The organism is Streptomyces venezuelae, from assembly GCF_008642355.1.
Lineage (GTDB): Bacteria > Actinomycetota > Actinomycetes > Streptomycetales > Streptomycetaceae > Streptomyces > Streptomyces venezuelae_B.
Genome location: NZ_CP029193.1, coordinates 6985762 through 6999415 on the forward strand (window position 1 = coordinate 6985762; position 13654 = coordinate 6999415).

Genomic DNA, 13654 nt, shown 5'->3' on the forward strand with positions numbered 1-13654 from the left:
GTCAGGTTCCGCTGACGCGGCGGTCGACGTACTCGAAGACGGAGCCGTCCGGGTGCATCGCGATGAGGTTGCGGCCCGCGGGGGTCGGGACGGGGCCCGCGATGACGCGCGCGCCGGACGCGTTCAGGACCATGTACGCCTCGTCGACGTCCTTGACCGCGATGGTCGCGGAGACCTTGCGGAGCACTTCCAGCTCGTGCTCCGGACCGCTCATCAGCAGGAAGCAGCCGATCGCCGCGACGGAGACGCCGCCGCGCTCGAAGCGCATCGCCGTGCCGCCCGCGAGCCGTTCGTAGAACGCGACCGAGGACTCCAGGTCCTCGACGCAGATCCGCAGCGTGGTTCCCAGGATCTCCATGGTCGGAACGATTTCATGATTGACCGCCCGCTCGCCACCGCCTCCGGCGACTCCGTTCCGCCCCGAGCACGACGGAGGGCGGCACCGTTCGGTGCCGCCCTCCGTTCGCCGTACCGGTCCTGATTCAGGACTGGGGACGGCTGCCGTGGTTCGCGCCGTTCTTGCGGCGGGCCTTCTTCTTGCGGCGTCGCTTCGAGGACATGGATACCTCCGTGGTTCCGAATGGTGCTTCCCGGGTGCGAATCCGGACGATCACGCGCCGCCTACCCTAGGGGACAACAGGGCATGGTGTGTCCTGCGTCACCCTCTGAGGTCGGCGTCGCACGCGCGGTGTTCCCGTTAAACCGCCGGTCGGGCGGGTACCCGGGCGCCATGACTGGTCCAGAGAATCCACTGTCCGGCCTCGACAAGGGCCTGACCGACGAACTGGTGCGCACGATCCGCGCCGAACTGCGCGAGGAGTTCCGCGAGCAGACCAGGAAGCAGCGGCGCAAGGCCACGCTGTACGCGGCCTCCGGCGCCGCCGCCCTCTACACGGGCGCGGCCGTCGCCCTGGCCCTCGGCCTCGTCATCGACCTCGGCCTGCCCGACTGGGCCTCGGCCCTCATCGTGGCCGCGGTGCTCGGCGCGGCGGCCTTCCTGCTGCGCAACGCGGCCCGCTCGGGCCCCGGCCACGACGCCAGGACGTCGGCCATCGGCACCCGCGCGGCCGAGGCGCTCCCGGACCCCGGCGGCACCGGCCCGACAGCCCCCGCCACTCCCGCCACCCCGGCGGCCCCCGCACCCCCCACCGTCCCGCCGGCCGGCCCCGACACTCCCGACGTCCCGCCGATGCCGCCCACCGCGCCCCCTACGGGCCGTGCGGGCGTCCGGCCGTGGGGCCGCGCCGCCGACGGCCCCGGGTCATGATGGCCGTATGACGGCAGACGATGTCGAACGCACGGAGGACGGCCACTTCATCGTCGTCAAAGGGCGACGGTGGCGGGCCACTGATCCCGGCCTGGCCGAGGACGTGCGGGAGCGGCTCGTCCACCACCTGATGGCGGCCCGCCGCGCGGTCGCCGCCGCCCGCCACGACGACACGGCACGCAAGTCGGCAAGGGCCCGCGTGCACCTGGCGAAGACGGGCCTCGGGGAACGCGGCACGGCCTGGTGGGAGCTGCCGCCCGCCGAACGCGAGGAACGCGCGAACGACAGCCTGCGCCGCCTCGAAGAGGACTGAGTCCCTTCAGGAACCGTTCAGTCCAGGCAGAACTCGTTGCCCTCGATGTCCTGCATGGCGATGCACGACTCGTTCTCCCCGTCCGCGTACAGGGTGTACAAGTGGACCGCGCCGAGCGCGACGAGGCGGGCGCATTCCGCTTCGAGCACGGCCAGGCGCTCCGCGCCCACCAGCCCGGTACCGACCCGCACGTCCAGGTGCACCCGGTTCTTGGCGGCCTTTCCCTCGGGGACGCGCTGGAAGAACATGCGCGGACCGGCCCCCGACGGGTCCTCGCACACGGCCCACGCGCCGCTCGGCTCGGGCGGTCGCGGAACGACGTAGCCCATCACCTCGCACCAGAAGCGGGCCACGCGCTCGGGTTCGGCGCAGTCGAAGGTCACCTGGATCTGCCTGATCGTTGACATCGGCGCAACTTAGCAGGCCCCGCAAGGGAGTCGGTCACACCACCCGGAACTCCTCCACGTCCCCCGTGCGCAGTTCGAGACCGTGACCGACACCACCGTCCGGGCGGATGACGCCGCCGGTCGGGTCGAGGGCGCCGTCGAAGAACATCGACTCGATGCGCACGTGGTCGTGGAACCACTCCACATGCCGCAGGTTCGCCACGCACGCGGCGGCCGCGGCGTGCGCGTGCGGAGCGCCGTGCGCGGAGACCTCCAGGCCGTGCGCCTGTGCGAGGGCCGCCGCGCGCAGCCACTCCGTGAGGCCGCCGCAGCGCGTCGCGTCCACCTGGACGCAGTCCACGGAGGGGATCAGGCGGGCGAAGTACGGCAGGTCGAAGCCGTACTCTCCCGCCGTCACGTCGCACACCAGCGCGTCCCTGACCAGCGCGAGCCCCCGCAGGTCGTCCGACGACACCGGCTCCTCGAACCAGCCCACGCCGTACTCGGCGAGCACCCGGCCGACCCGTACGGCCTGCTTGCGCGTGTAGCCGCCGTTCGCGTCGACGTACAGCTCGGCCTGCGGGCCGATGACGTCCCGCGCGGTACGGACCCTGGACACGTCGCGGGCAGCCGCCCTGCCCCAGCCCTCACCGACCTTGATCTTGACGCGCGGGATCCGCTGGCCGTGCACCCAGCCGTTCAGCTGCGCCGCCAGATGCGTGTCGTGGTACGTCGTGAAGCCGCCGCTCCCGTACACGGGAACCTCGTCGCGGGCCGCCCCCAGGAGGCGTACGAGAGGCAGTTCCAGAAGGCGTGCCTTCAGGTCCCACAGGGCGATGTCGAGCGCCGAGATCGCGCATCCGGCGGCACCCGCGCGGCCGGTGTTGCGGACGGCCTTCGTCATCGCGTCGTGCGCGGCGGGGATGTCGAGGGCGTCGAGGCCCTGGACGACGGGGACGAGCACCTCGTCCATGAGGGCGGCCACGGACGCGGGGGCGTAGGTCCACCCGGTTCCCGTCGCGTCGCCGGCCGTGACCTCGGCGACGACGATGGTCGTGGCCTCCCAGGCGAGGGTGCCGTCGGCCTCCGGCGCGTCCGCGGGCACCGTGTACGCGGAGACGGCGGGTCGTTCAATGGGGACTTCGTGCTTCATCGGACCGTTCCTCAGTCGTGCGCGTGGGGCGTCAACGGCGGGTGCCGTCGCCCGGTGTGGCAGGCGGTGCGCCTTGGACCTGCGGCAGCACCTTCGTGCGGTAGAAGTCGAAGAAGCCGCGCTGGTCCGGGCCGATCTGGCCCACGTACACCCGGTCGAAGCCGGCGTCGGCGTACGCGGTGAGCGCCGCCACGTGCTCGTCGACGTCGTCGCCGCACGTGAAGGACGAGGCGGCCGCCTCCTCGGTGACCAACGGCTCCAGCTGTTCGAAGTGGCGGGGCGTCGGCAGGATCTGGCCCATCTCGCCGGGCAGCAGCTGACTGCCCCACACATCCCGGGCCCGGCGCACCGCCTCCTCGCGGTCGAGGCCGTGACAGACCTTGAGGCCGCCGCTGACCGGCTTTCCGCCGCCACCGCCCTTGCGGTAGTGCGAGACCAGCGTCTCGTCGGGCGACATCGTGACGAACCCGTCGCCGATACGGGCCGCGAGCGCCGTCGCCTTGGGGCCGAAGCCCGACACGTCGATGGGCACGGGCTCGTCCGGCACGGTGTACAGGCGGGCGTTCTCGACGGTGTAGTGCGTGCCCCGGTCGTTGACCTCCTCGCCGGTGAAGAGGTTCCGCATCACCTGGACCGCCTCCTCCAGCATCTCCAGGCGTACGTGGACCGGGGGCCACGGGCCGCCCGTGATGTGCTCGTTGAGCGCCTCGCCCGTGCCGACGCCGAGCCGGAAGCGGCCCCCCGTCATGACCGCGCTCGTCGCCGCGGCCTGCGCCACCACCGCCGGATGCGTACGGACCGTCGGACACGTCACCGCGGTCTGCACGGGCAGCGACACCGCCTCCGCGAGCGCCCCGATCACCGACCAGACGAACGGGCTCTGCCCCTGCGCGGCGTTCCACGGGTGGTAGTGGTCGGAGATCCACAGCGACTCGAACCCGGCCTGCTCGGCCATGCGCGCCTGCTCGACCAGGTCGGTGGGGCCGAACTCCTCGGTCGCCAGGAAGTATCCGTACTCGGGCATGAGGATGCACCTCCGGTGCGGCAGGCGGAGCAGGGTCGGCGGATACGGCTGCGAGTAACCCCGGGGCGCGGGCGCAAACGGCGCTCACACCGTGTCCCTCAGGGGGTGGCGCACCCCGAACTCCCCCTGTGCCGCCCGTGTTTGGCGGGCGCCGCGCAGGGGCACGCGGGGGGTCCCGACCCCGCCGGATTCGACCCCTTTCGACCCGCCGGAGGCGCACCGTGAGCCGAACCCGCATCGTCGTCGTCGGAGCCGGCTTCGCCGGCTACCGCACCGCCCGCACCCTGTCCCGGCTGACCCGGCACACCGCCGACATCACCCTGCTCAACCCGACCGACTACTTCCTCCACCTGCCGCTGCTCCCGCACGTCGCCACCGGCGTCCTCGAGCCGCGCCGCGTCACCGTCTCCCTCTCCGGCACCCTGCCCCACGTACGCCTCGCGCTCGGCGAGGCAGACGGCGTCGACCTGGAGCGGCGCACGGTGACCTGCACGGATGCCGTACTGCCCCGCCAAGCCGCCCAGTTGGGTCTGGTCCGCTCCTGGTCGGTCCCCCTGGAATCCGCCTCGCCCGAGCCGGCCCGCCTGCCGCGCCCGGACGACCGCCCCGCACGCGCCACCACGCACCCGCCACCCGAGGAGGCCCCAGATGCCCGACAGCCGTAACCAACTACAAGACATAGCAAGGCAGTTGCGCGTCGACTCCGTCCGCGCGGCAGCCGCCGCCGGATCCGGCCACCCCACCTCGTCGATGTCCGCCGCCGACCTCATGGCGGTTCTCGTCGGACGCCATCTCCACTACGACTTCGACCGGCCCGACCACCCCGGCAACGACCGGTTCATCCTCTCCAAGGGCCACGCCTCGCCGCTCCTGTACGCCGCCTACAAAGCGGCCGGAGCGGTCACCGACGAGGAGCTGCTCACCTTCCGCGAGCAGGGCAGCCGCCTCCAAGGACACCCCACACCGCGCGCCCTGCCCTGGGTCGAGGTCGCCACCGGCTCCCTCGGGCAGGGGCTGCCCGTCGGCGTCGGCATGGCCCTGTCCGGCAAGCGGCTCGACCGCATCCCGTTCCGCGTCTGGGTGCTGTGCGGCGACAGCGAGCTCGCGGAGGGCTCCGTGTGGGAGGCCGCCGAGCACGCCGGATACGAACACCTCGACAACCTCACCGCGATCGTCGACGTCAACCGCCTCGGCCAGCGCGGCCCCACCCGCCACGAATGGCAGCTCAGCGCCTACGCCGACCGGTTCAGGGCCTTCGGCTGGCACGTCGTCGAGGTCGACGGCCACGACGTCGACGCCGTCGACCGCGCCTGCCACGAAGCGGCCTCCACCGTCGGGCAGCCCACCGTCATCCTCGCCCGCACCGTCAAGGGCAGGGGCGTCGCCTCCGTCGAGAACCGCGAGGGCCTGCACGGCAAGCCGCTGCCGGACGCCGACGCGGCCGTCGAGGAACTGGGCGGCGTACACGACGTACGCGTGGAGATGCGCAGGCCCGCCGCCGCCCGCGCCCTGCACGCCGTGCGCAGCGGCCACCTCGAACTGCCCCGCCACGCCCTCGGCGACGCCGTCGCCACCCGCACCGCGTACGGGCAGGCGCTCGCCGCGCTCGGCACCGCACGCGGTGACGTCGTGGCCCTGGACGGCGAGGTCGGCGACTCGACCAGGACGGAGTACTTCGCCAAGGAGCACCCCGACCGGTTCTTCGAGTGCTACATCGCAGAGCAGCAACTCGTCGCCGCCGCAGTGGGGTTGGCGGCGCGCGGCTGGGTGCCGTACGCGTCGACGTTCGCCGCGTTCCTCACCCGCGCCCACGATTTCGTGCGGATGGCGGCGGTCAGCGGTGCCGACATCAACCTCGTCGGCTCGCACGCCGGCGTCGCGATCGGCGAGGACGGCCCGTCGCAGATGGGCCTGGAGGACCTGGCGCTGTTCCGCGCGGTGCACGGCTCCACCGTCCTGTACCCGTGCGACGCCCACCAGACGGGACAGCTCGTCGCCGCCATGGCCGGGCTCGACGGCATCAGCTATCTGCGTACGTCACGCGGGGACTCGCCCGTCATCTACGGGCCCGAGGAGAAGTTCCCCGTCGGCGGCTCCAAGGTGCTGCGCTCCAGTGACGCCGACCGGCTCACCGTCGTCGCCGCGGGCGTCACGGTCCACGAGGCGCTGGCCGCCGCGGAGGCGCTGGAGCGCGAGGGCATCGCGGTGCGCGTCGTCGACCTGTACTCCGTCAAGCCCGTCGACCGGGACACGCTGCGCGAGGCCGCCGAACACACCGGCTGCCTCATGACCGTCGAGGACCACCGGGAACAGGGCGGCCTCGGCGACGCGGTCCTCGACGCGTTCACCGACGGTCGGCCGGTACCGCGCCTGGTGCGCCTCGCGGTGCGGACGATGCCGGGCTCGGCGTCGCCCGAGGAACAGCTGCGCGCCGCGGGCATCGACGCGGAGTCGATCGCGGCGGCGGCCCGCCTCCTGGTGGAGCAGGGCGTCGTCAGGTGACCGCGACGGCGCCGGTCAGCGGTGGCGCACCGCCCTGAACCAGGCGTTCGCCGCCGGACGGAACATCAGGACCGTCGCCGTGAGCGCCGAGGCGAGATGCAGCGCACCGCCGGCGCCCGCCACGACGTCGGCGACGTCCGGCGGCCATCCGGCGACGCCGCCTCCCGCCCACGCGGTGAGTGACGGCGCGCCGGTCGCACCGAGCCCGCAGACCAGCACCCAGCGGGCCCACCGGGCGCCCCGGCGCATCCGCACCGCCACCAGGACGGCGGCCGCGAACCACGCCATGTGCAGCGGCAGGAACGGCAGGAGCGGCAGCCCTTCGGCGGCCGTCAGGAAGACGCCGGCGGCGGCCGCGGTGAGCCAGAGCGCGAAGGCCGCCCTGACCGTGCCGGGGGCCGACGGCACGTCGGCCCCCGGCAGCATCCGGGCCAGCGCGGGGGCGAGCAGCCGCTGCTCCTGCGAGTGGGGGCGTGGGCGGGGCCGCGGCGAGAGGGACGGCCCGGCGCCGGGCGGAAGCGGGTCGGTGTGGGGCGCCGTCAGGGAGGGGTTCGTCACGTCGGGGTGGTGCGGCATGGGCGCCTCTCAGGTGAGCCGGGTCCGGTCCTCCGATCCTTCCGGCCCCGCCGCACCGGGGCACGCCCGTGCGCCCCCGACTTCCCGGTGGTGCCAGCCACCCTTCCGACCAGGGTGAACACCACCGTGTCGGAACCGCCCCGCACGACTGCGGGACCTGACGCTGGGTACCCGCCAGGGCACGTCGCACCCGGCGAACCGAGCCGAAGGGAATCCCCATGAACGACGTACGGACGGTACGGGCCGGCCGCCGCACCGTAGAGCTGCACCGGCCGCAGAAGGTCCTCTTCCCGGTCCCCGAGGCCAAGGGCGGGAGCACGGGCAAGGGCAGAAGCACGGGCAGCGGCTCGGGCCTCACCAAAGCGGACCTCTTCGACTACTACCGGTCCGTCGCGCCGTTCATGCTGCCCCACCTGCGCGACCGGCCCCTCATGCTGGAACGGCACCCGGACGGCGTCGACGGCCCGCGTTTCATGCAGAAGGACACACCGGACCACTACCCGGACTGGATCACCCGCGCCGAGGTGGCCAAGCAGGACGGCACCGTCACCCACACCGTGTGCGACGACACGGCGACGCTCCTGTTCCTGGCCGACCAGGCCTGTGTCACCCTGCATCGCTGGCTCTCCCGCACCGGCCGCATCGACCGCCCGGACCGGCTCGTCTTCGACCTTGACCCCGCGGGGGACGACTTCGGCACTGTCCGCGAAGCGGCCCGGCTCCTCGGCGAGCTCCTCGACCAGATGAACCTGCCGTCCGCCCTCATGACGACGGGCTCCCGCGGACTGCACGTCATCGTGCCCCTCAACGGAAACCACGACTTCGACGACGCCCGCGCCTTCGCCAAGGACGTCGCCGACACCCTCGCCGAGGCCCACCCCGAGCAGCTCACCACGGCCCCGCGCAAGAAGGACCGCGGCGACCGGCTCTATCTCGACGTGCAGCGCAACGGGTACGCGCAGACGGCCGTCGCACCGTTCTCCATGCGGGCCACGCCCGGGGCGCCCGTCGCCGTGCCCATCGCCTGGGAGCAGCTGGACGACCCGGCGGTGAACGCCCGCAGCTGGACGATCGACACCGCGGTGGAGCAGGCCCGCACCGAGCCCTGGGCCGGTGTCCTGCGCTCGGGACGGGCTCTCGGACCGGCCCGCAGGAAGCTGCGGGCGCTCCGCGGCTGAGCACGTTTGGCCAAGGCTCAACGGGTAACCCGGTGGAGGAGGTGAACATGGCCAATACACCCCGTAAAACCACAGACAGCAAGACAACGGATGAAAAGCCTTCGGGCAGCCAGGAAAAGGCTTCGAGCAGCGTGAAGGACGAGAAGGATTCGCTGCCGGGCCCCATGGCGGTCCTCCGCAACGCCCGCGAGCAGCTCGCCGAGCTGACCGGCATGACCCCCGAATCGGTGTCGTCCTTCGAACGCACCGAGGACGGCTGGCTGTTGGAGATAGAGGTTCTGGAACTCTCCCGTGTCCCCGACACGATGAGCCTCCTCGCGAGCTACGAGGTGCAGCTCGACCCGCAGGGCGAGCTCACGGGCTACCGGCGACTGCGTCGTTACGAGCGCGGACGCTCCGAGCCCCGCGGTGCGGGCGGCTGAACCACAGCCGGAGCAGAACCACACCAGAACCAGAGCAGACAGCACGACCGGACAAGGCACGACCGAAAGAGCAGGACAAGACCCAAGGAGGCACCGTCGGCATGACCGTAGTCCCGGCACAACAGTCCGGCGGCGGAGGCGGCACGAGTGGCCTGTACGACGTCGTGGAGCTCATCCTCGACCGAGGACTCGTCATCGACGCCTTCGTACGCGTTTCGCTCGTCGGCATCGAGATCCTGAAGATCGATGTCCGTGTCGTCGTCGCGAGCGTCGACACCTACCTCCGGTTCGCCGAGGCGTGCAACCGCCTCGACCTGGAGACCGGACAGAAGAAGGACCCGGGGCTGCCCGGCCTCGTGGGCGAGATCACGGAGTCCGGCGCCAAGGGCAAGTCGAAGGGCGCGCTCTCCGGAGCCGCCGAGACCATATCCGACGCTTTCAAGCAGTCCCGTGAAGAAGGCGAGCGCAAGAGCGAGGAGCGGCCGAGGGCCCGGCGCTCGACCTCCCGCCGGAAGGAGGAGCAGGAGTGACCACGTACGTCTACGGCATCGCGAGCAGCTCCCACCCGGCGCTGCCCGACGGCATGGAGGGCATCGGCCGGCCGGCCTGCCCCGTGCGCATCCTGAAGAACGGCGACCTCGCGGCCATCGTGAGCGACGCCCCCGAGGACCTGAAGCCCAAGCGGCGCGACCTGCTCGCGCACCAGAACGTCCTGTCGGAGGCGGGCGCGGCGGGGTCCGTGCTCCCGATGCGCTTCGGCAGCCTCGCCCCGGACGACGAGACGGTCGTCTCCGTGCTGGGGGAGCGGGCCGGTCACTACGAGGAGCGGCTGCGCACCCTCGACGGCAAGGTCGAGTACAACGTGAAGGCCACTCACCACGAGGAGGCCGTGCTGCACCAGGTGCTCGCCGAGAACCCGGAGCTGCGCGCGATGGTCGAGGCCAACCAGCGCGCGGGCGGCGGCACCCACGAGCAGAAGCTGCAGCTGGGCGAGGCGATCACCAACGGCGTGCGGGCCCGCGAGCAGAGCGACGCCGTCGAGGTGCGGCGCGCGCTGGAACCGGCGGCCGAGGCGGTCGGCGACGGCCCCGAGGGCACCGGCTGGCTGGCGAACATCTCGTTCCTCGTGGACCGCAAGACCGCCGAGGGATTCCTCTCGGCCGTCGAGGAACTCCGGGCCACGCAGCCGCACTTGGACCTGCGGGTGCATGGTCCGCTGCCCCCCTACAGCTTCGTCGACCCGGGGCCTTCCGAGCCCGCGGAGTGATGACGGCATGGGGCTCATAGGGGAACTGCTCATGCTGCCTCTGGCCCCTGCCCGCGGCTCCCTCTGGGTGCTCAGGCAGGTGGTCGACGAGGCGGAGCGGCAGTACTACGACCCCTCGGCGATCCGTCGTGAACTCTCTCGCCTCGAGGAACTCCTTGAGGCGGGGGAGATCGACGAAGCCGAGTTCGAGCGGTGCGAGGACCAGCTTCTCGACCGACTGCAGCAGAGCACAGGACAGGACTTCTGATAATGAACCGACTTGCAGTAGGCCTGGCCGTGGGCGCGGGATACGTCCTCGGGCGCACGAAGAAGGCGAAGTTCGCGTTCGCCGTCGGCAGTATGGTGGCGGGCAAGCGGCTCAACCTGAGCCCCAAGGCACTGGGCCAGATGGTGACCCAGCAGCTGGAGAACAATCCGCAGTTCAAGGAGATTGGCGACCAGCTCCGCCAGGACCTGCGGGGCGTGGGCAAGGCCGCCACCGGATCCCTCCTCAACCGGCAGCTCGAAGGCCTCGCCGACCGGCTGCACGACCGCACCCTCGGTGTCCAGGACCGGATATCGGGCGTGGTGCCGGACGAGGCCAAGGGCGGCGACGGCAAGCGCGACCGCGAGGCGGACGACGACGGGTACGACGACGAAGAATCCGAGGACGAACGGGACTCGGGCGCCGACGCGGACGCCGACGAGAAGACCGACGCGGAATCCGCATCAGAGGACGAGGCCCCCTCCGGCCGGCAGCGCAAGAAGGCGCCGGCCAAGAGGAGCGCGCCGAAGGCGGGCGCGAAGACCGCGTCGAAGACGACCGCGAAGAAGGCCCCGGCCAAGAAGACCGCACAGCAGACGGCCCGCAAGACCGCCCAGAAGAAGACGGCCGCGGCGTCCCGCGGGACCGCCCGCAGGGCGACCTCGTCGGCCCGCTCGGGCGGCGGCAGGACGAAGGGAGGCAGTGACCATGGCTGAATCGCCCCTGAGCAACATCACGAAGAGCCCGGCTGCCGACCGCCTGAAGGAGGAGGCACAGGCCTACCTCATGGCGCAGGCCGAGCGGATGCTCGTCGGCGTCGGGCACAAGCTCGGTGACGCCACCGTCAAGCTGAACGACATCGCGGAGGGCAAGAGCCCCGGCTTCGGCAAGCTCGCCGCGCAGGCCGGCAAGAAGATCGCCGACGGCAAGGGCCCGGTGCGCAGCGCGCTGGAACTCGGCGGCAGCCACCTGAAGGACAAGGTCACCGACGCCGTCAAGGGTCTCGGCGGCAAACGCAAGAAGGGCGGCGCGGGCCAGAAGCCGACGGTCATCCTGGAGTACATCGACGTCGGCGTGCCGCTGCGCGAGGCATACGACCAGTGGACCCAGTACCAGGAGTTCTCCACCTTCGCCAAGGGCGTCAAGGGCGCCACCGTGGCGAACGACACGGACTCCGACTGGCAGCTCAAGGTCTTCTGGTCCAGCCGCAGCTGGAAGGCGCACACCACGGAGCAGGTGCCGGACCAGCGCATCACCTGGACCTCGGAGGGCGGCAAGGGGACGACGAAGGGCGTCGTCACCTTCCACTCGCTCGCCGAGAACCTCACCCGGGTGCTGCTGATCATCGAGTACTACCCGAAGGGCCTCTTCGAGAAGACCGGCAACATCTGGCGCGCCCAGGGCCGCCGGGCCCGCCTCGACCTCAAGCACTTCGCCCGGCACATCACGATGCGCGGCGAGGCGAGCGACGGCTGGCGCGGAGAGATCCGTGACGGCGAGGTCGTCCGCAGCCACGAGGACGCGGTGGCCGAGGAAGAGGAAGAGCGCGAGGCGCAGGGCGACGCACGGGACGAGGCCCAGGACGACGTCCAGGACGAGCCGCGGGACGAGCCCGAGTCCGAGTACGACGAGGACGAGGACGACGCGTACGAAGAGGGCGAGCCCGAGGACGAGCACGAGGACGAGCCGGCCGAGGAGTACGAGGACGAGGAGGAGGTCCCCGAGGAGGAGCGCGAGGACGAGCCCGAGGCCGAGTACGAGGACGAGGAGGAGCCGGAGTCCGAGGAGGAGCCGGAGTCCGAGGAGGAGCCGGAGGCCGAGTACGACGAGGACGAGTCCGAGCCCGAGGACGAGGACGAGAAGCAGCGTGAGTACGCCGGTTCGGGCGGCGGACGGGACCGTCGATGACGGCCACCCCCGGCGGCGGTGGCCTCCCCGGCCCGTACGGCAGCGGCGGTGGCGGGGCCAACCTCGCCGACATCCTCGAACGCGTCCTGGACAAGGGCATCGTCATCGCCGGTGACATCAAGATCAACCTGCTCGACATCGAACTGCTCACCATCAAGCTCCGTCTGATCGTCGCCTCGATCGACAAGGCGAAGGAGATGGGCATCGACTGGTGGGAGGACGACCCGGCGCTCTCCTCAGGGGCACGCCGCGCCGAACTCGCACGGGAGAACAGCGAGCTGAGGCAGCGCCTGGCGGAACTGGAGGAGCGGGCCGCCCTTGAACCGGCCGAGACCAGGGCCGACACCCAGGCCGAGACGAAAGCCAGGGCCAAGGCCAGTGAAGGAGACACGTGAACGCCGCGAACGCCGACCCGCACGGCGGCGGACCGCACCACGACGACCTGCGGTACGTCTACGCGGTCTGCCGCCCCCTCGCCGCGCCGCTCGCCGCCGACCTCACCGGGGTCGGCGGCGTGCCGCCCCGGCAGCTCGTCCACGGCGACCTGGTCGCCCTGGTCGGCCCGGTGCCGGAGCGGGACTTCGCGGAGCAGCCCCTGCGCGCCCACCTTGAGGACCTGGACTGGCTCTCCGAGACGGCCCGCGCCCACCAGCGCGTGATCGACGCGCTCACCACCGTGACCTGCCCGCTGCCACTGCGCCTCGCGACCGTCTTCCGGGACGACAGCGGCGTCCGCGCGATGCTTGAGGACGGGGCGGAGCGTTTCCACCGCGTCCTCGAACGCATCGACGGGCGCGTGGAATGGGGCGTGAAGGTGTACATGGAGAACGCCGAGGAGGCCAAGGACCCGTCCGGCGGAGCCTCCGACGCGCCCCGCTCCGGGCGCGACTACCTGCGGCGCCGGCGCAGCCAGCGCACGGCGCAGGAGGAGAACTGGCAGCGGGCCGAAGGCTTCGCGAGGGAACTGCACGAGCGGCTCTCGGCGCGCGCCGACGACTCCCGGCTGCACGCCCCGCAGAACTCCGAGTTGTCCCGCACGCCGGGCCGCAACGTGCTGAACGCGGCCTACCTGGTCTCCCGCACGCACTCCGAGGAGTTCGTCGAGCTCGTGGACCGCACCAAGGACGAGGGCGCGGGGACGAGCGGGCTCCGGGTGGAGCTGACGGGGCCGTGGGCCGCGTACTCCTTCACGGGAGACGCGAACGACGAGGAGGGCACGTCCGCATGACCGTCGTCGAACGCAGGGAAGTCGCCCTGGTCGACCTGCTCGACCGGCTCCTCGCGGGGGGCGTGGTCATCGCGGGTGACATCACCCTGCGGATCGCGGACGTCGACCTCGTGCGCATCGACCTGAACGCCCTGATCAGCTCGGTCAACGAGCAAGTGCCCTCGCCGTGGCCGGAGTTGGAGTGAG

The 13654-nt window shown here is 71.8% G+C and carries 19 protein-coding genes and 1 pseudogene; 14 read left to right on the forward strand and 6 right to left on the reverse strand.

Annotated elements, in window-relative coordinates; translation table 11 throughout:
* Position 1: 1 nt before the first annotated feature.
* Together DEJ47_RS31980 and DEJ47_RS37710 are read right to left on the reverse strand one after the other, a co-directional pair.
* Positions 2–358: a VOC family protein gene (locus tag DEJ47_RS31980; protein WP_150174136.1), complete on the reverse strand. Its 357-nt coding sequence runs from the start codon at positions 356–358 to the stop codon at positions 2–4.
* A gap of 124 nt (positions 359–482) precedes the next feature.
* The gene (locus DEJ47_RS37710) at positions 483–560 is read right to left on the reverse strand and encodes a 50S ribosomal protein bL37 (protein WP_370443954.1); all 78 of its coding nucleotides are present in this window, start codon (positions 558–560) and stop codon (positions 483–485) included.
* A 170-nt stretch (positions 561–730) separates the two neighbouring features.
* Here DEJ47_RS37710 and DEJ47_RS31985 point away from each other — a divergent pair, with 170 nt between their 5' ends.
* Both DEJ47_RS31985 and DEJ47_RS31990 read left to right on the forward strand, forming a co-directional pair.
* Positions 731–1267 carry a phage holin family protein gene (locus DEJ47_RS31985; protein ID WP_150174138.1) on the forward strand — a complete coding sequence of 179 codons (537 nt, stop codon included), beginning with the start codon at positions 731–733 and terminating at the stop codon, positions 1265–1267.
* Between the two features lie 7 nt (positions 1268–1274).
* Entirely contained in the window at positions 1275–1580 is a 306-nt protein-coding gene (locus tag DEJ47_RS31990) for a hypothetical protein (RefSeq protein ID WP_150174140.1), read from the forward strand.
* Positions 1581–1597: 17 nt separating this feature from the next.
* On the opposite strand, the gene DEJ47_RS31995 is transcribed toward DEJ47_RS31990, so the two are convergent.
* Genes DEJ47_RS31995 through DEJ47_RS32005 form a run of 3 tightly spaced genes read right to left on the reverse strand, consistent with a single transcriptional unit; the run spans position 1598 to position 4143 of the window.
* The gene (locus tag DEJ47_RS31995) at positions 1598–1987 is read right to left on the reverse strand and encodes a VOC family protein (protein ID WP_150174142.1); all 390 of its coding nucleotides are present in this window, start codon (positions 1985–1987) and stop codon (positions 1598–1600) included.
* A gap of 34 nt (positions 1988–2021) precedes the next feature.
* Positions 2022–3119, reverse strand: coding sequence for an enolase C-terminal domain-like protein (locus DEJ47_RS32000; RefSeq protein WP_150174144.1), 1098 nt, complete (start codon positions 3117–3119; stop codon positions 2022–2024).
* A 31-nt stretch (positions 3120–3150) separates the two neighbouring features.
* Positions 3151–4143: a TIGR03557 family F420-dependent LLM class oxidoreductase gene (locus tag DEJ47_RS32005; protein ID WP_150174146.1), complete on the reverse strand. Its 993-nt coding sequence runs from the start codon at positions 4141–4143 to the stop codon at positions 3151–3153.
* Positions 4144–4364: 221 nt separating this feature from the next.
* Here DEJ47_RS32005 and DEJ47_RS37715 point away from each other — a divergent pair.
* Together DEJ47_RS37715 and DEJ47_RS32015 are read left to right on the forward strand one after the other, a co-directional pair.
* Positions 4365–4637 (forward strand): annotated as a pseudogene (locus tag DEJ47_RS37715) (FAD-dependent oxidoreductase); the annotation flags it as partial.
* Positions 4638–4791: 154 nt separating this feature from the next.
* A complete protein-coding gene (locus DEJ47_RS32015; protein WP_150174148.1) occupies positions 4792–6645 on the forward strand; it encodes a transketolase in 1854 nt (617 codons plus the stop codon).
* A gap of 15 nt (positions 6646–6660) precedes the next feature.
* On the opposite strand, the gene DEJ47_RS32020 is transcribed toward DEJ47_RS32015, so the two are convergent.
* Entirely contained in the window at positions 6661–7203 is a 543-nt protein-coding gene (locus tag DEJ47_RS32020) for a hypothetical protein (RefSeq protein WP_190415669.1), read from the reverse strand.
* Positions 7204–7439: 236 nt separating this feature from the next.
* Between DEJ47_RS32020 and ligD the strand changes: the two genes are divergently transcribed.
* The 10 genes from ligD to DEJ47_RS32070 all read left to right on the forward strand — a co-directional run bounded on the left by ligD (position 7440) and on the right by DEJ47_RS32070 (position 13653).
* The gene (ligD, locus tag DEJ47_RS32025) at positions 7440–8399 is read left to right on the forward strand and encodes a non-homologous end-joining DNA ligase (protein ID WP_150174152.1); all 960 of its coding nucleotides are present in this window, start codon (positions 7440–7442) and stop codon (positions 8397–8399) included.
* Positions 8400–8446: 47 nt separating this feature from the next.
* Complete coding sequence (locus DEJ47_RS32030; protein WP_150174155.1) at positions 8447–8821, forward strand: gas vesicle protein; 375 nt, start codon at positions 8447–8449, stop codon at positions 8819–8821.
* Positions 8822–8922: 101 nt separating this feature from the next.
* Positions 8923–9351, forward strand: coding sequence for a gas vesicle structural protein GvpA (locus DEJ47_RS32035; RefSeq protein ID WP_150174157.1), 429 nt, complete (start codon positions 8923–8925; stop codon positions 9349–9351).
* On the forward strand, positions 9348–10088 hold the full coding sequence (locus tag DEJ47_RS32040; protein WP_150174159.1) for a GvpL/GvpF family gas vesicle protein: 741 nt from the start codon (positions 9348–9350) through the stop codon (positions 10086–10088). The genes DEJ47_RS32035 and DEJ47_RS32040 overlap by 4 nt, the downstream gene beginning before the upstream one ends.
* Before the next feature lie 7 nt (positions 10089–10095).
* Positions 10096–10335, forward strand: coding sequence for a gas vesicle protein GvpG (locus DEJ47_RS32045; protein ID WP_150174161.1), 240 nt, complete (start codon positions 10096–10098; stop codon positions 10333–10335).
* 2 nt (positions 10336–10337) lie between these two features.
* Complete coding sequence (locus tag DEJ47_RS32050; protein WP_190415671.1) at positions 10338–11048, forward strand: DNA primase; 711 nt, start codon at positions 10338–10340, stop codon at positions 11046–11048.
* Positions 11041–12240 carry an SRPBCC family protein gene (locus tag DEJ47_RS32055; RefSeq protein WP_150174163.1) on the forward strand — a complete coding sequence of 400 codons (1200 nt, stop codon included), beginning with the start codon at positions 11041–11043 and terminating at the stop codon, positions 12238–12240. Before DEJ47_RS32050 ends, DEJ47_RS32055 begins: the two co-directional genes overlap by 8 nt.
* Positions 12237–12635 (forward strand): gas vesicle protein, encoded by a 399-nt coding sequence (locus tag DEJ47_RS32060; protein ID WP_150174165.1) that lies wholly within the window; start codon positions 12237–12239, stop codon positions 12633–12635. Before DEJ47_RS32055 ends, DEJ47_RS32060 begins: the two co-directional genes overlap by 4 nt.
* Complete coding sequence (locus tag DEJ47_RS32065) at positions 12632–13468, forward strand: GvpL/GvpF family gas vesicle protein (protein WP_223828569.1); 837 nt, start codon at positions 12632–12634, stop codon at positions 13466–13468. Before DEJ47_RS32060 ends, DEJ47_RS32065 begins: the two co-directional genes overlap by 4 nt.
* The gene (locus tag DEJ47_RS32070; protein WP_098245919.1) at positions 13465–13653 is read left to right on the forward strand and encodes a gas vesicle protein; all 189 of its coding nucleotides are present in this window, start codon (positions 13465–13467) and stop codon (positions 13651–13653) included. The genes DEJ47_RS32065 and DEJ47_RS32070 overlap by 4 nt, the downstream gene beginning before the upstream one ends.
* Position 13654 lies beyond the last annotated feature (1 nt).